We start from the raw sequence: 16,709 nt of genomic DNA on the forward strand, positions 1-16,709 counted from the left end.
GCTGCCGGATGGGGCGGGTTTCATGCCACCTCCTGGAACAGCGATCCCCAGCCCTGTACCCGCCGCGCGTCGCCGCCGGCCAGCCGCAGGGACTTCCATACCGCCGTGGCGATGGTGTCGTAGATGGGGATGCCGGTTTCGCGTTCCAGTTCTTCCACCAGCGGCGCGCCGCGCAGGTTGGTGCAGAAGATCGAGATCGCGTCCGGCCTGGCCTTGGCCGCCTCGCGCACCATGCCGCGCAGCGTGTCGGCGTCGACCTCGGAGAATGAAAAATTGTCGCGCCTGCCCAGATGGCGTTCGGCGACGCATTCGTAGCCGGCGCCGGCGTAGTTGGCCAGGATGCGCGTCTGGACGTCATCCGTGTACGGCGTGACCAGCGCGTACTTCCTGACCTTGGTGCGTTCGAAGATTTCGTTCAGCGCCAGCACCGATGTGCAGGCCTTGATGCCGGTGGCGGCTTCGATGCGCCGGCACAATTCGACGTCCGCGTCGAATCCCAGCCAGCCGGACGATGTGCCGTTCCAGCAGATCACGTCCATTTTCGCGTGCGCCAGCAGTTCGGCCGCGCGCAGGATGGGGGTGTCGTCGAATTGCGCCAGCGCGCGGTCCGACAGGGCGATTTCCGTGACGGGAAAGCGGCCGAAATGCGCGCTGGCATCGTCCAGCCCGGCGAGCATGGCGCTGGTCACCGGCTCCAGCACGGTGTTGGAGGAGGGGGTCAGCATGCCCAGCAGCAAGCGTTTCGTGGTCATGGGGCGGTTCCTGCGTAGAAGGGAAAGCCGGCGCGCGTGGCGGCGCCGGCGGGGTCAAGGTGGGAAGGCGGCGCGGACGGGGCCAAGGGCGCGTCCGATCCGCGCGCGCGGGCGCCAAGCGTCGCGGGCCGCCCATTCCCGGTCATGCGTTCACGCGGCGCGCGCCAGCGCGGCTTCTTCGCGGATAAGCGACAGCACATGGCGCTTGAGCTCGTTGAACACGGCGGATGTGGTGTCGCGCGGGCGCGGCAGGTCGACGGGTATCAGTTCGCGGATGCGGCCGGGCCGATGCGTCATGACGGCGACCTGGGTGCCCAGGATCAGCGCCTCTTCGACGCTGTGCGTGACGAACACGATCGTCGATTGCGACTTCTGCCAGATGGAGACGAGTTCCTCCTGGATGTCGGCCTTGGTCTGCGCGTCCAGCGCGGCGAAGGGTTCGTCCATCAGGATCACCCCCGGGTTGAGCAGCAGCGCGCGCGCGATGCCCACGCGCTGGCTCATGCCGCCGGACAGTTCGGACGGGTAGTGGTCCTCGAAACCGGTCAGGCCCACCAGGTCGATATAGGGCTGCGCCAGCTTGCGCCGTTCGTCCTTGGACTTGCCGCGCAGGCGATAGGGAAAGGCCACGTTGTCCCAGACCGGCAGCCACGGCATCAGGGTGGCCTGCTGGAAAACCATGCCACGGTCCGCGCCGGGCCGCGTGACGGGTTTGCCTTCCACGGTCACCCTGCCCGTGGTGGGATGTTCGAAGCCGGCCAGCATATTCAGCAGCGTGGACTTGCCGCAGCCGGACGGCCCCAGCAGGCACAGCAATTCGTGGCGGCCGACGCTCAGCGACACATCCTTCAGCGTCAGCAGCTCGGTATTGCGGCGCGCGTCGTAGAAGGTCTTGCCTATGCTTTCGAAAACGACGTGGCTCATCGTGGACTCCTGGCGGCCTGCTGGCTGCCTTGCAGCGTGGATCCGCGCTGCCAGTGCAGGCAGGCGTTCATGATGGTCTTCAGCAGCAGGTCGGACAGATAGCCGAGCAGGCCGATGCTGACCATGGCGGCAATGACCATGTCGTAGCGCAGGAAGTAATACGAATCCCACAGCGAATATCCCAGGCCGCTCTTGACCGCCACCATTTCCGCCGTGACGGTCAGCATCCATGCCGAGCCGATGGCGATGCGCAGCCCCGAAAAAATGCTGGGCAGCGCGGCGGGCAGCACGACGTGGCGCAGCAGCTGCCATTGCGTGGCATCCATCATGGCGGCGGCGCGGATCAGGTTGCGGTCGACGTTCTTCACGCCATGGATGGTATTCATCAGGATCGGAAAGAAGGCGCCCAGGAAGACCAGGAAGATCGCCGGCTTGTTGGCGATGCCGAACCAGATGATGGCCAGCGGAATCCACGACACGGGCGGTATCGGCCGCAGCACCTGTATCGTCGGCTCGATGGTCTTTTCCACCCAGCGCCACCAGCCGATGGCGATGCCCAGCAGAATGCCGCTGGCCGCCGCGATCGCGTAGCCGGCCAGCACGCGCAGCAGGCTGGCGAAGGCGGCCGGCAGCCATTCGCCGCTGTACGACTGGGTGCTGCCGTCGGTGCCGAATATCCAGTCGGCCCAGGTCAGCAGCACGCGCGAGGGCGCGGGCAGCAGCGCGGGCGGGATCAGCCCGGACCGGGAGAATGCCTCCCAGGCGAGCAGGACGACGACCGGGACCACCAGCCGCTCTTTGTGGGCGAATAGACGCATGGGATTCTCCGTGCCGCCGGCGTCAATCGCCGAGTTCGCTCTTCGGTTTGCCGGTGGCCTTGACCAGGAAGCTGTAGTCCATGTGCGCCGGGATCTGGCCGGTGACGTCGGTCGACACGTAGTGCAGGTCCTTCATCATCTTGGCGATCGCCAGCGTCTGCTTCTGGTACATCGCGTAGTCGGGATAGGCGTTGTCCAGGGCGGCGGCGGCGACCTTGGGATCCAGCGCCGTGTACTTGGTAATGCTGTCCATCCACACCTGGCGGTCGGTCTTCAGCTTGTCGACCAGGGTTACCACGGCATCGACCGTGGCCTGTACCGCCTGGGGCTTGGCCTTGATGACGTCGGAGCGGGTAACGATCAGGTTCGTCAGCTTGCCGGCGGCCTGGTCGTAGGGGAAATCGAAATGCTTGCCGGCGCCGGTCATGCGGATCTGCGACGCGAAAGGTTCCACCGTGGACACCAGGTCGATTTCATTGCGCTGCAGGGCGGCCGCGTGGTCGGCGGGGTTGGGGATATTGATGAACTGCACGTCCTTGTCCGGATTGATGCCGTGCGTGGCGAGCACGCCGCGCATGTGCAGGTCCTGGGCGTTGCCGCGCGAGGCGGCCACGCGCAGCGGCTGGCCGGCCTTTTTGCGTTCGGCGATCAGCTTCTTCAGGCTGTCCCAATCGTCGGCCTTCAGGTTCAGGGCGGGCGCGGACAGCATTTCGGAGCCGCCGTTCACCTGGCCGGAAATCGCCACGACATCGAAGCCCTTGTCCAGCGCGGTGACGAAATGCAGGTAAGTGACCTGGGCGACGTCGATGCTCTTGGACACCAGCGCCGTCAGCACGTCGTTGCCGGAGGTAAAGGCGGTGGCGTCTATGGTCACGCCCTTGGCGAGCTGCGGGGTCAGGCCCATGGGCACGCAGTGCGCGCATTTGGCGAAACCGAGTTTGATTTCCGGGTCGGCGGCCTGGGCCGCGCCGTGTGACCCGGCCAAGGCCGCCAGGGCGATGGCTGCCACCGCTTTGATGAAAGACATGGGGAAGGCTCCTGTGTTGCGTGATCGGTACGGGACGGCGGGCCGGGCTGCCGGTATGGCGGCCAGGTATCCGGACGGGATTAAGCAATAGATGTGCCAACTTTCCCAATGGATTGTGCACAATCGTGGATGGCTTTGTTCTCAGCGAAATCGTCACAATCGGGGGGCCCTTGGCCAGGGGGCTGAGCTGTGATCGTGCGCCAGGATGGGGCCGCGTGCACCGGGAAAGCGCAAGGAGCGGTGCGTTCCGGCCGGCTCGATGCGATGGGTCGGCGTCGGCCCGCGCGCGCCGTTCGCCGCTGTCGCCACGGCGCAATGGCCGCGGGATGTATGGCCGGCGCCACGATATGGCGTTTCCAGTTTTCCTTTCGATTGCGCACAATCTAGAATGTCGCTCACACGCGGCGAAGCCTGGCGCGCGTGGCGCCCCAAGCTTCGCCGCAATGCCGTTTTCCTGGATACCGCCCGCCGCCCGTATGGACTCCCAGATCGACAAGAGCTCGTCTTCCCGCCGCCCCGATAGCGACGGCGCGCCGTCCGCCATGCTGGCCAACGAAGAGATCTACCGCAGGCTCCAGCAGGCGGTGTTCGAACACCGCCTGCTGCCCGGCACGCGCCTGGTGGAAGACCATCTGGCCGAGGTCACCGGCAGCACACGCGGGCGCATCCGCCAGGTGCTGGCACGCCTCGCGCACGAAAACCTGGTCACCCTGGTGCCGAACCGCGGCGCCTTCATCGCCAAGCCCAGCGTCGAGGAGGCGCGCGAGGTCTTCGCCATGCGCCATATGATCGAGCCGCCCATGGCCGAGCTGCTGGCGCGCGCGCCCAAGCCGGCGCAGATCCATCGCCTGCGCGCCCATGTGCGGCAGGAAGCCGCGGCGCGCGCCTCCGGCGAGCGATCCGTCATCATTCGCCTGTCCGGCGAATTCCACCTGCTGATGGCGGAGCTAACCGGCAATCGCATCCTGATGCGCACGCTGCGCGAGCTGTGCGCGCAGACCTGCCTGGTCATCACGCTGTACGACAAGCCCAATACGCCCGCGTGTCCCTATCACGAGCACGAGGACGTCATCGATGCCATCGAAGCGCGCGACAGCGGGCGGGCCGCCAGCCTGATGCGCCACCACCTGCAGCACATCGAAGCCACGCTGGCGCTGGAGGAACCCGAAGTCGCGCCGCGCGTGGACCTGCAGTCGCTGTTCGCCGGCTGAACATATCGGCCGCCGGCGCGCGGGGTTGCCCGCGCCGCGTATCGCGCGCGGGGGCAGCCGGTACGGGCCGCCGGCATGGCGGATTTCCCCGGGGCATTGCGCTTCGAATTTCCAGAACGTCCGCTGCGAAAATCTGTAATGGACAGGCCGGTGCGCGGCTTCCAGAATCGGCTTGGTCCTTCTCCTAGCGGAACATCGCCATGCCGGCTTCCTCCGATTCCCTGGTTTCCTGGTCCACCGTGGACCTGCGGCGCGCCATCGGCGACAAGACGATCTCGCCGGTCGAACTGTTGCAGGCCTGCCTGGCGCGCATCGAGGCGCTCAATCCGCATCTGAACGCCATCACCGCCACCTGCTACGAGCGCGCGCAGGAAGAAGCGCGCGCGGCCGAAGCGGCGGTCCTGCGCGGCCTGCCGCTGGGTGCGCTGCATGGCCTGCCGCTGGGCGTGAAGGACCTGGAAGAGACCGAGGGCCTGTTGACCACCTTCGGCTCGCCCATGTATCGCGGCCATGTGCCCGCCGCGGATAACCTGATGGTGGCGCGCATGCGGCGCGCCGGCGCCATTGTCGTCGGCAAAACCAATGTGCCGGAACTGGGGGCCGGCGCGAATACGCGCAATCCTGTCTGGGGCGCCACCGGCAATCCTTTCGATCCGCGCTTGAACTGCGGCGGTTCCTCGGGCGGCTCGGCGGTCGCGCTGGCCACCGACATGCTGCCGCTGTGCACGGGATCGGATACGGGCGGCTCGCTGCGCATCCCGGCCGCCAAGTGCGGCGTCATCGGCTTCCGGCCGTCCCCGGGACTGGTGCCGGTGGAACGCCGCGCGCTGGGATGGACGCCGATCTCCGTGGTCGGCCCCATGGGCCGCGCGATGGACGACGTGGGCCTGCACTTGTCCGCGATCGCCGGCCGCGCGGATTGCGATCCGCTGTCGTACGACGTCGACGCGGCGGCCTTCGCCAGCCTGCGCCCGCGCGACCTCGGCAGCCTGCGCGTCGGCTACACGGTGGACTTCGGCGTATGCGAGGTCGATGACGATATCCGCCGCGCATTCCTGGCCAAGGTGCAGGCCATGCGCCATCTGTTCAGCAGCTGCGACGAAGTGCGGCCGGACCTGGCCGCGGCGCACCGCTGCTTCGATGTGATCCGGGCGGCCAACTACGTGGCCCGCTATCGCGAGGCCTATGAGGCGAATCCCGATAATCTGGGCCCCAATCCGCGCGCCAACTACGAAATGGGCGCTTCGATGACGCTGGCCGACCATACCGCGGCGCACCTGGACCAGACCCGCATGTTCAAGGCTTTCCAGGCGCTGTACCAGGACTACGACGTGATCCTGGCGCCCACCACGCCGGTGACGCCCTTCCCATGGACCCAGCTGGCGCTGGACCGCATCAACGGCAAGCCCCAGGAAAACTACTACCGCTGGCTGGCGCTGACCTATGTCGTGACCTTGATGACCAACCCCGCGCTGTCCATGCCCTGCGGGCGCGATCACGCGGGCATGCCTTTCGGCATGCAGGTCATCGGCGGCTTCCGCCAGGACCTGGCGCTGCTGGAAATCTGCAAATCGCTGGAATGGGCCTGGGCGCGCGATCCCGCGCTGGCCCGGCCGCTGCCGGACCTGGATCGCCTGCGCGCGCAGGCGCCGCTGGATTTCCGCACCGGCATCGTGACCGCGCCGCCCGACCCGGCACTGGTGCGCGGGTCGGCCGGTGCCGCGCGCGCGGATGGCTCGGTGGACGTGGCGGTCTGAACCGCCCAGCCTGCCAGGGCCTGGGGATATCCCCATCAGGGCCACTACGTACAGCCCGCAAAGCCGCGCCGTTGCTGGCTTTGCGGGCTGTTCTAATTTCGGCAACAGCCGCGCGCGAATATTGAAATTGCTGCGTGCCAGCGCCCAACCCTAGAATTTTTGCACCGCGCAAATCTGCGTTTGCCATGGAAGATATGCCTGCTTCGGCGGGCGCCGCGATGCTTCCGTGACGCTTCCCGACGAGGTCCGATGTTCTCGTACGTCCTGCGCCGCCTGCTCGCCACGCTCCCCGTCATGCTGTTCGTCGCGCTGTTCGTTTTCGCGCTGCTCGACCTGGCGCCGGGCGACCCCGCCGCGCTGCTGGCGGGCGAGGACGCAACCGCGCAGGACATTGCCCGCATCCGCGCCACCCTGGGACTGGACCAGCCCTTCCTGCTGCGCTTCGGCCACTGGATCTGGGCGGTGCTGCACGGCGATTTGGGTACCTCGCTGTTCACCAGCCAGCCCGTCTCGTACATGATCGGCCAGCGCCTGGCGCCCACCTTCAGCCTGATGGTCATGACCCTGGTGCTATCGGTGCTGGTGGCCGTGCCGCTGGGCGCGCTGGCGGCATGGCGGCACAACCGCTGGCAGGACCGCGGCATCATGGTCAGCGCCGTGCTGGGATTTTCGATTCCTTCCTTCGTGGTCGGCTATCTCCTGGCCTGGCTGCTGGGCCTGCAGCTGCGCTGGTTTCCGGTGCAGGGCTACGTGCCGTTGTCGCGCGGCCTGTGGGCCTCGCTGTACACCCTGGTGCTGCCGGCACTGGCGCTGGGCAGCGTATATATCGCGCTGATCACGCGCATCACCCGGGCCACGCTGCTGGAAACGCTCTCGCAGGATTATGTGCGCACGGCGCGCGCGAAGGGCGTGCACGATCGCACCCTGTTGTTCCGCCACGCGCTGAAGAATGCGGCCGTTCCCATCCTGACCGTGATCGGCAGCGGCGTCGCCCTGCTGATCAGCGGCACGGTGATCACCGAAACCGTTTTCTCCATACCGGGGCTGGGACGCCTGACGGTGGATGCCATCCTGCGGCGCGACTACCCGGTCATCCAGGGTGTCATCCTGCTGTTCAGCTTCATGTACGTGCTGATCAACCTGGCGGTGGATTTGCTCTATCGCGTCTTCGATCCAAGGATCAAATACTGATGCGCGCCTTCCTCAAGATCCTGCGCGAACATCCCACCATCGCCGTGGGCGGTGTGCTCCTGCTGCTGCTGGCGCTGGTGGCCGTGCTCGCGCCCTGGCTGCATACCGTCGACCCCACCGCGCTGTCGCCCGTCAACCGCACGCGGCCGCCCAGCGAACGCTTCTGGTTCGGCACGGACCTGCTGGGACGCGACGTCTATTCGAGGGTGATCTATGGCGCCCGGGTGTCGCTGATCGTCGGCTTCACGGTGGCCATCCTGTCCACCGTGGCAGGCGTTGCGATCGGGCTTGCCGCGGGCTTCGTGCGCTGGGTGGACGCGGTGGCCATGCGCATCATGGACGGCTTCATGTCCATCCCCACCATCCTGCTGGCCATCGCCCTGATTTCGCTGAGCAAGGCGTCGCTGCACAACGTGATCTTCGCCATCACGCTGGCGGAAATCCCCCGTGTCGTGCGCCTGGTCCGCGGCGTGGTGCTCTCGCTGCGCGAGCAGCCCTATGTGGAGTCCGCCGTGGCGGCCGGCGCCAGCCGCCTGCGCGTGGTGCTGCGCCACATCCTGCCCAATACCATCGCGCCGCTGACGGTGCAGGCCACTTATATCTGCGGCGTGGCCATCCTGGCCGAAGCCGGCCTGTCCTTCATCGGCGCGGGCGTGCCGCCGGCCACGCCGTCGTGGGGCAACATCATGGCCGAAGGGCGGGCGCTGTGGCAGATCAAGCCGTACCTGATCGCCTTTCCGGCCATCTTCCTGTCGATCACGATACTGGCGGTCAATATGCTGGGTGACGGCCTGCGCGACGCCATCGACCCGCGCATGGCGAAAAGGATCTGACCATGGCCACGCAAACGGATTCCAGCCCGCGGGCTATCGATGGCGCCACGCCGCATGCCGGCCGGCGCGCGACCGACAGCGTCAATCCGGCGTCCGGCCGCCGTGTCCTGGACGTCGCCAACCTGACGGTGAGCTTCGGCGCGGGGCCGGAGCCGACGATCGCGGTACGCGATATCGGCCTGCATGTGGACCGGGGCGAAACACTGGCGATCGTGGGCGAGTCCGGTTCGGGAAAATCCGTGACCTCGCTGGCCATCATGCGGCTGGTCGAGTTCGGCGGGGGCCGTATCGCGCAGGGCACGATGACCTTCCACCGGCGCGACGGCAAGCTCGTGGACCTGGCCAAGGCCGGCCATGAGCAGATGCGCGCCATGCGCGGCGCGGACCTGGGCATGGTGTTCCAGGAGCCCATGACTTCCTTGAACCCGGTCATGTCCATCGGCGCGCAAATCGTCGAAGCGATCCGCCTGCACCAGCCCGGCGACGCACGTACCGCGCAAACCGAGGCGCGCCGCATCCTGGATCGCGTCCGCATTCCGGATGCCGCCGCCGTCATGCGGCGTTATCCGCACGAGCTGTCCGGCGGCATGCGCCAGCGTGTCATGATCGCCATGGCCTTATCCTGCAAGCCGGCGCTGCTCATCGCCGACGAGCCGACCACCGCGCTGGACGTGACGATCCAGGCGCAGATCCTGCAATTGATACGCGAGCTGCAACGCGATATGGACATGGGCGTGATCTTCATCACGCACGACATGGGCGTGGTGGCCGAAGTGGCCGACCGGGTGATGGTGATGCGGCGCGGACAGGCCATCGAAACCAACAGCGCGGTGGAGCTGTTCGCGCATCCGCGCGAGACCTACACCCGTGCGTTGATGGCGGCGGCCCCCAAGCTGGGTGCCATGCGCGGCACCGCGCAACCGGCGCGCTTCGAATTGGTGGAGCCCGAGCCAACGCGCGGCGACCCGGCCCCACCGCCCGGCGCGCGCGGCGGCGCGGTCTCTCCATCCCTCGCGCCCGGCGATGCGGCCTCTCCATCCCTCGTGGCCGGCGGCGCGCCCCCCCTGGCCGCCGCGCCCGGCGACGCGCCCAGCCGGCATCCCATCCTGCGCGTGCGCGATCTTGTGACGCGTTTCGACGTGCGCGGCGGTATCCTGGCCCGCGTGAAGCGCCGCGTGCACGCGGTGGAAAACGTCAGCTTCGATCTGCACGCCGGAGAAACCCTGTCGCTGGTGGGCGAGTCCGGCTGCGGCAAGACCACCACCGGCCGCTCGATCCTGCAACTGACCCGGGTCACGTCCGGGACCGTCGAGTTCGACGGGCGAACGGTACGCGCCGACGATCCCTTGTCCCTGCGGGCCTTGCGCCGCGGCATGCAGTTTGTCTTCCAGGACCCCTTCGCGTCGCTGAATCCGCGCATGCGCGTGGGCGAATCCATCAAAGAGCCCATGCTTATCCACGGCGTGGCCAGCGGTGCCGAAGCCGACCGCCGCGTGGCCGCGCTGATGGAGCGCGTGGGACTGGATCCCGCCATGGCGACGCGCTGGCCGCACCAGTTTTCCGGCGGGCAGCGCCAGCGCATCTGCATCGCCCGCGCGCTATCGGTCAATCCGCGCGTGCTGATCGCCGACGAGTCGGTGTCCGCGCTGGACGTGTCCATCCAGGCGCAGATCGTCAATCTGCTGATCGACCTGCAGCGCGAGTTGGGCGTGGCCTATCTGTTCATCTCGCACGACATGGCCGTGGTCGAGCGCGTCAGCCATCGGGTCGCGGTGATGTACCTGGGGCAGATCGTGGAGATCGGCCCGCGCCAGGCCGTGTTCGAGGACCCGCGCCATCCCTATACGCGCAAACTGATGCAGGCCGTGCCGGTGCCCGATCCCACCCGCCGGCGCGAGGTCCGTGTCGACGACGCGGAGCTGCCCAGCCCGGTGCGTCCCCTGGGCTACCGGCCCGACGTGCCGCCGCTGGAGCAGGTCGGTCCCGGACACTTCGTCGCCCGGCACCAGGTGGGCGGCTTGTATTGATCCTTTACGTTCCGCCAGCAGGTGGGCGGATCTCTTCCCCCTTCGAATCGGAGCTGAACATGGACCGCAGGCAATTCCTGATCACCACATCCGCCAGCGCGGCGACATTGGCCATGCCGGCCTATCTGCGGGCCGCTCCGCGCGTCGAGTTCCGCTGGATACCGCAAACCGACCTGACGCTGCTCGACCCGACCTTCACCACCGCGACGATCACGCAGAACCACGCGCAGATGGTGTTCGACACGCTGTACGGCCTGGATAACGACTACCAGCCGCATCCGCAGATGGCGTCGGGCCACGAGATGGATGCCGACGGCCTGCGATGGGTGATCACGCTGCGCGACCAGCTGGTCTTTCACGACGGATCGCCGGTGCGGGCGCAGGATGCCGTCGCCAGCCTGCATCGCTGGGCCCTGCGCGACCTGATGGGCAAGTCCCTGATGGCCGCGACCGCGGAACTGACCGCCTTGAACGACAAGCAGCTGCAGTTCAAGCTGAAGCAACCCTTTCCCCTGCTGCTGCACGCGCTGGGCCGGCAGACCGGCAGCATGGCGGCCATCATGCCGGAGCGCCTGGCCAAGGGGCCGGACGACAAGCCGGTCACCGAGATGATCGGCAGCGGCCCGTTCCGCTTCATGCGGGACCAATGGGTTTCCGGTTCGCGCGTCGTGTACGAGAAATTCACCGGCTATGTGCCCCGCAAGGACAGCTTCCCGCCGCAGTTCAGCGCCGGTCCGAAGATCGTCCACATGGACGAAGTGCGCTGGAACGTCGTGCCCGATCGCGCCACCGCCATTGCCGCCCTGCAGGCGCACGAGGTGGACGGCGTCGAGGCCGTGGACAACGACTTCATCGGCGTGCTGAAGGCCGACCCGTCCATCATGCTGCTCAAGCGCAGCCTGCCCACCGTGGCCATCCTGCGCTTCAATCATCTGCAGCCGCCGTTCAACAACGTGCTGATGCGCCGCGCCGTGCTGGCGTCGATCAATCAGACCGACTACATGACCGCCATCAACGGCACGGAATTCAAGGAGTACTGGAGCGACCGCATGGGCGTGTTCGTGGAAGGCACGCCCATGGCGACCGAGGCCGGGATGGACAAGCTGACCGGCAAGCGCGACCTGGACAAAGTCCGCGCGGATATCAAGGCCGCCGGCTACAAGGGCGAGTCCATCGTCTTGCTCGACCCCGCCGATTTCCCCGCGTACCACGCCGCGGCGCTCGTCACCGCGGATCTGTTCAAGCGCATCGGCCTGAACGTCGATGTGCAGACCATGGACTGGGGTACGGCGGTACAACGCCGCAACAACCAGGATGCGCCGTCCAAGGGCGGCTGGAACGTCGCCTTTACCGGCCTGACCGGTCCCAACAACCTGGACCCGGCGGGCCATCTGGCCCTGCGCGGCAACGGCAAGGCAGCCTGGTGGGGCTGGCCGGACAGCCCCAAGCTGGAGCAGCTGCGCCAGGATTGGTTCAACGCGCCGGACCTGGCGACGCAGAAGAAAATCTGCGAGCAGATCCAGTTGCAGGTAATCGAGGATGTGCCGTATATCCCGTTGGGCGCCAGCTACCAGGTCAGCGCCTATGGCGCGGAATGGAAGGACTTCCAGCCCCAGCTGCCGCTGTTCTACACCGCCCACAAGGCCTGAGCCAGGGAGACGACCATGAACGCATCCGGTCCCCGCGTCGCCGTGCTCGGGTTTCACCTGGAGTCCAACGCATTCGCGCCCGTGTCCGTCGAAGCGGATTTTCGCGCGCAATGCTGGGAAGAGGGCGAGCGCATCAGCGCGCTCGCGCGCCAGGTCAGCCACCTGCCCAGCGAGCTGCCCGGCTTCTACGAGCGCATGGACGCGCTGGGGCCATGGCAGCCGCTGCCCCTGATCGTCATCGGCGCGCCGCCGGGCGGTCCGGCCAGCGCATCGGTATGGGCCACCTTCATGCGCGAAACGCAGGAACGCCTGCGGGCTGTCCTGCCGGTGGATGCCGTGTACATCGCCAACCACGGCGCTTCATCGGCGGAGACCCAGGACGATACGGAAGCCGCGCTGGCCACCATGCTGCGCGACATGGTCGGGCCCGACGTGCCCATCGTGGCCACGCATGACCTGCATGCCAATGTGTCCGAGGCGACCGTCGATGCCCTGGACGCGCTGATCGCCTATCGCACCAATCCGCACGTGGACCAGCGCGAGCGCGCCGCCGAGGCCGCCGACCTGCTGCACGAGATGCTGGCCGGCATGAAAACCGCCACCGCGTATATCCGCCTGCCGCTGACGCCGCCGTCCGTCACGCTGGGCACCCGCGAAGGACCCTATGCCGATCTGATCGCGCAGGCGCAGGCCTGTATGTCGCCAGCCGGGCAGGGGCCCATCGCCAATGTCTCTGTCGTGGGCGGCTTCGTCTTCGCCGATATTCCCAAGTGCGGGCTGACCATCACCGTGACGGCGCGCGGCGACCTGGCGGCGGCGCGGCGCACCGCGCTGGCGCTGGCGCGCGCGGCCTGGAAGGACCGCCACCGCTACGTACCCGACATGATCGATGTCGACCGCGCCGTGGCCATCGCGCAAGCCTCGACCGTGCCGCTGCTGTTCGCCGACGTCGCCGACAACCCGGGCGGCGGCGGGCGCGGCAATACCTCCTGGCTGCTGGCGGCGTTTCATCGCGCGCGCGTGGCCGGCACCGTGCTGGGTGTGTTCGTCGACCCGGATCTGGCGGCGCAGGCGCACGCCGTGGGCGAAGGCGGGGACTTCGAGGCGGTCTTCAATCGCCAGGAATCGGAGTTCTCGCTGCGCTTCGAGGCGCGCGCCAGGGTGCTGTGCCTGACCGACGGCGACGGCGTGGGAAGGCGCGGCGTCATGCGGGGCCGCAAGTTCTCGCTCGGGCCCAGCGCGCTGCTGCAACTGGAGGACTCCGGCCTGCGCGTCATCGTCGGCAGCCTGCGCCGCCAGCTGGCGGAGCCCCGTGTCGTGGAAATGCACGGCATCGATATCGCGACGGTCAGGAATCTCATCGTCAAGAGCCGCGGGCACTACCGCGCCGGTTTCGACGAATTCTTCAGTCCCGATCGCATCCATGACGTCGATAGCCCCGGACTGACGACACCGAACCTCAAGCGCGTGGATTTCCGCCGCCTGCCCAGGCCGGTCTGGCCCCTGGACGCGGACGTCGCCTGGCGCGAACCGGAGTGGGCGGCGCAAGCCGGATAGAAATCCGGCGTGGGCGGTGGGGCGCGCGGGGCTCCGCGCGACGCGCCAGCCCCGGTCTTACGCCGCCAGCGTCACGTCGCGCACGATGGCCTGCACGATGCGCATGACGCTGGCGGGCAGCTCCCGCCCCAGCATGGTCTGGATATGGAAATGCCGCTGGTGCAGGTCGGTATTGGTCAAAGGCACGGCAACCAGTTCGCCGCGCTGGATTCCGGCCAGCACCGTCAGCCGGCTGCCGAAGATAATGGGCCCGTAGCTGCGGCTGAGATTCTGCAGCGCGCCCATGTTGTTGCTGGTCATCACGACATTCAGCTCGATCCCTTCGTGCATGCAGCACAGGTCGACGATGAAGCGGATGGTACTGCCATGCCCCATCAGGGCGACGGGATAGCCGGAGACCTCCTGCATGGACACCACGCTGCGCCGCGCCAGCGGATGGTACGGCGGCATCACGGCGCATACGGGCAGGATGCCGACGTGCTGGATCTGCACGCCTTCCGGCGCCGACAGGCTGTAGCTCACGCCGATATCGTCCTTGCCCTCGCGCACGCGGCGGTTGATTTCCTCGGATTGCAGGATGTCCAGCTGGAAATGCACGCTGGGTTCCGTTTCGCGGAATTGGCCGATCAGGCGCGGCAGCAGCTCGCGGCCGAAGGCCTGGTTGGCGGATATCCGGACCATGCGCTGGCCGACCCGGCTCAGGTCTCGCACGTCGGAGCGCGCCCGCTCCGCGTCCAGATGGGCGCGCCGCGCGTAGGCGGCCATCAGTTGCCCCGATTCGGTCAGCACCATGCCGCGCGCGTGGCGGTCGAACAGCACCGTGCCGTATTCGTCCTCCAGCTTGCGGATCATGCGGCTGACCGCGGAAGGCGCCACGTGCAGGGCCTGCGCGGCGACGGTCAGCGACCCGTTATTGACGACTTCCAGGAAATACTTCAGCGCGGTATTGAGCATGGGGCGATTCGGATTGCGGCGCGGTGGCGGCAGCCACTATGGCGCAAAAGGGCGGCCGCCGCCATCCGGCCCATCCCCAGGGCCGGCCGGGCTATTTCGCCAGCAGGTCCAGGCTGGCGAACAGATCGGCCAGGGTGGGCACGGAGCGCGCCGGCCATATCGCGCTGAGGTCGAAGCTGGGCAGATGCCGGCCATCCGCCACCCGGCAAAAGCGCACGCCGCGGAAGTCCAGCGAGCGGATCCAGCTGGGCAGCAGGCCCACCCCGCAGCCTCCCGCCACGCAGGCCAGCACGGTCAGCGTGCGGTTGGCTTCCTGCGCCACGCGCGGCGCATGGCCGGCCTTGCGCATCGCGTCGAGTATGGATTCGTACAGCACCGGCAATTGGCTGCGCGGATACAGTACGAGGCCGGCCTCGGCGATCTGGGCCAGGTTGACCGTGCCGTCGGGCGCGACCTCGAATTCGTCGGGTACCGCCGCCACCAGGCTATCGCGCAGCAACAGGCGTTCGCGCATGTGTCCGCCCACGGCCACCGGCGTGTGCATCAGGCCGATATCGATCTGTCCGTTCTGCAGGGCTTCCGCCTGTTCGGCGTTGCTCATCTCCCGCAGGATCACCCGCACGCCGGGCGCGCGCTCGCGCATCTGGCGCAAGGCCCGCGGCAGCGTATCGAACAGCGCGGAAGAGACCAGCCCGACGGTCAGCTGGCCGGCGCTGCCGCGGCCGATGTCCCGCGCGCGGGCCGCCGCGGCGTCGATGCGCGCCACGCTGGCGCGTATGTCTTCCAGGATGGCGAGGGCCGCCGGCGTCGGCTGCGCGCCGCGCCGCGAGCGCTCGAACAGGCGCACCCCCAGTTCCTTCTCCATGCGCACCAGGGCCTGGCTGAGCGCCGGTTGCGCCAGGCCCAGCCAGGCCGCCGCGCGGCTGACGCTGCCATGATCGATCACGGCCAGGAAGTAACGCAGATGACGGGTTTCCATATTGAAACGATATATATAAGCGACAGTTTCTGCATAGAAAACTATACATGGCTTGCCTAGAATCCCGCCAATCCCGGACAGGCCCCGAGCCTGTCCCATGGCGCCGGCCGCATCCGTACCGGTCCCGGCGCACGGGTATACGGGGACGAATCTGGAGCCTGTCATGTCTGCTTTCGCCGAATCGGTCTTTCGTCCGCACGCCGCGCAGGCCGGCGTGCGGCTGGCGGCCGTCGATACGCACGCCCATGTGTTCGAACGGGGGCTGGCGCTGGTCGAAGGACGCCGCTATACGCCGGCCCATGACGCGTCCCTGGAGGATTACCTGGCGCGGCTGGACGCGCATGGCATGACGCATGGGGTGCTGGTGCAGCCGAGCTTCCTCGGCACCGACAACAGCTACCTGCTGAACGCCTTGCGGGCCTTTCCGCGGCGACTGCGCGGGGTCGTCGTGATCGAACCCGGCGCGACGGACGACAGCCTGCGCGAGATGGACGCTGGCGGCGTCGTGGGGATGCGGCTGAACCTCGTCGGGCAGCCCACTCCCGCGCTGGACACCGCGCCCTGGCGCGGCCTGCTTGAGCGTGTCGCCGCATTGGGCTGGCACGTGGAAGTACACCTGCCGGCCGCGCGCCTGCCGGAGGTCATTCCGCCCTTGCTGGCGGCCGGCTGTGCGGTCGTGGTCGACCATTTCGGCCGGCCGGATCCGGCGTCGGGCGTCGCCGATCCCGGATTCCGATACCTGTTGCGCCAGGCCGGCAGCGGCCGCGTATGGGTGAAGCTGTCCGGCGCGTACCGTAACTGGCCGCTCGCGGACGTGGCGGCGGCGGGGCGCGAGGCCGCACGGCTGTTGCTGGACGCGTACACCGGCGAGCGCCTGGTGTGGGGCAGCGACTGGCCGCACACGGAGCACCCCGACGTTTCATATGCCGCCACGCGCGAATGGCTGGACCGCTGGATCGACGATCCCGCGATCCGGCAAGCCGTGCTGACGGACACGCCTTCGCGCTTGTTCCGCATCGATCGCTGAGGT

Annotated in this window: 14 protein-coding genes; 8 read left to right on the forward strand and 6 right to left on the reverse strand. The window is 67.8% G+C overall.

Going from position 1 to position 16,709, the window contains the following annotated elements; all coding sequences use genetic code 11:
- Positions 1–20: 20 nt before the first annotated feature.
- The 4 genes from CAL28_RS04750 to CAL28_RS04765 all read right to left on the reverse strand — a co-directional run bounded on the left by CAL28_RS04750 (position 21) and on the right by CAL28_RS04765 (position 3,521).
- The gene (locus CAL28_RS04750; protein WP_094840207.1) at positions 21–752 is read right to left on the reverse strand and encodes a maleate cis-trans isomerase family protein; all 732 of its coding nucleotides are present in this window, start codon (positions 750–752) and stop codon (positions 21–23) included.
- Positions 753–902: 150 nt separating this feature from the next.
- The gene (locus CAL28_RS04755) at positions 903–1,676 is read right to left on the reverse strand and encodes an ABC transporter ATP-binding protein (protein WP_094840208.1); all 774 of its coding nucleotides are present in this window, start codon (positions 1,674–1,676) and stop codon (positions 903–905) included.
- The gene (locus tag CAL28_RS04760) at positions 1,673–2,494 is read right to left on the reverse strand and encodes an ABC transporter permease (protein WP_094840209.1); all 822 of its coding nucleotides are present in this window, start codon (positions 2,492–2,494) and stop codon (positions 1,673–1,675) included. The genes CAL28_RS04755 and CAL28_RS04760 overlap by 4 nt, the downstream gene beginning before the upstream one ends.
- A 22-nt stretch (positions 2,495–2,516) precedes the next feature.
- Positions 2,517–3,521, reverse strand: a complete 1,005-nt coding sequence (locus CAL28_RS04765; protein ID WP_094840210.1) for an ABC transporter substrate-binding protein — start codon at positions 3,519–3,521, stop codon at positions 2,517–2,519.
- A gap of 476 nt (positions 3,522–3,997) precedes the next feature.
- Between CAL28_RS04765 and CAL28_RS04770 the strand changes: the two genes are divergently transcribed.
- The 7 genes from CAL28_RS04770 (at position 3,998) to CAL28_RS04800 (ending at position 13,746) form a co-directional block, all read left to right on the forward strand.
- Entirely contained in the window at positions 3,998–4,732 is a 735-nt protein-coding gene (locus CAL28_RS04770; protein WP_254925989.1) for a GntR family transcriptional regulator, read from the forward strand.
- 200 nt (positions 4,733–4,932) lie between these two features.
- Positions 4,933–6,489: an amidase gene (locus CAL28_RS04775; protein WP_094840212.1), complete on the forward strand. Its 1,557-nt coding sequence runs from the start codon at positions 4,933–4,935 to the stop codon at positions 6,487–6,489.
- A gap of 249 nt (positions 6,490–6,738) precedes the next feature.
- Entirely contained in the window at positions 6,739–7,680 is a 942-nt protein-coding gene (locus CAL28_RS04780) for an ABC transporter permease (protein ID WP_094840213.1), read from the forward strand.
- Entirely contained in the window at positions 7,680–8,513 is an 834-nt protein-coding gene (locus CAL28_RS04785) for an ABC transporter permease (protein WP_094840214.1), read from the forward strand. Before CAL28_RS04780 ends, CAL28_RS04785 begins: the two co-directional genes overlap by 1 nt.
- A 2-nt stretch (positions 8,514–8,515) precedes the next feature.
- A complete protein-coding gene (locus CAL28_RS04790; RefSeq protein ID WP_094840215.1) occupies positions 8,516–10,540 on the forward strand; it encodes a dipeptide ABC transporter ATP-binding protein in 2,025 nt (674 codons plus the stop codon).
- A 59-nt stretch (positions 10,541–10,599) separates the two neighbouring features.
- Positions 10,600–12,189 carry an ABC transporter substrate-binding protein gene (locus tag CAL28_RS04795; RefSeq protein ID WP_094840216.1) on the forward strand — a complete coding sequence of 530 codons (1,590 nt, stop codon included), beginning with the start codon at positions 10,600–10,602 and terminating at the stop codon, positions 12,187–12,189.
- Between the two features lie 15 nt (positions 12,190–12,204).
- Complete coding sequence (locus tag CAL28_RS04800) at positions 12,205–13,746, forward strand: M81 family metallopeptidase (RefSeq protein WP_094840217.1); 1,542 nt, start codon at positions 12,205–12,207, stop codon at positions 13,744–13,746.
- A 57-nt stretch (positions 13,747–13,803) separates the two neighbouring features.
- On the opposite strand, the gene CAL28_RS04805 is transcribed toward CAL28_RS04800, so the two are convergent.
- Both CAL28_RS04805 and CAL28_RS04810 read right to left on the reverse strand, forming a co-directional pair.
- Positions 13,804–14,700 carry a LysR family transcriptional regulator gene (locus CAL28_RS04805; protein ID WP_094840218.1) on the reverse strand — a complete coding sequence of 299 codons (897 nt, stop codon included), beginning with the start codon at positions 14,698–14,700 and terminating at the stop codon, positions 13,804–13,806.
- Between the two features lie 91 nt (positions 14,701–14,791).
- Complete coding sequence (locus CAL28_RS04810) at positions 14,792–15,679, reverse strand: LysR family transcriptional regulator (RefSeq protein ID WP_094840219.1); 888 nt, start codon at positions 15,677–15,679, stop codon at positions 14,792–14,794.
- Between the two features lie 163 nt (positions 15,680–15,842).
- On the opposite strand from CAL28_RS04810, the gene CAL28_RS04815 reads away from it, so the two are divergent.
- Positions 15,843–16,706, forward strand: a complete 864-nt coding sequence (locus tag CAL28_RS04815; RefSeq protein ID WP_094840220.1) for an amidohydrolase family protein — start codon at positions 15,843–15,845, stop codon at positions 16,704–16,706.
- Positions 16,707–16,709: the final 3 nt, after the last annotated feature.

The sequence above is a fragment of the Bordetella genomosp. 11 genome (assembly GCF_002261215.1).
In the GTDB taxonomy this organism is placed as follows: domain Bacteria; phylum Pseudomonadota; class Gammaproteobacteria; order Burkholderiales; family Burkholderiaceae_B; genus Bordetella_C.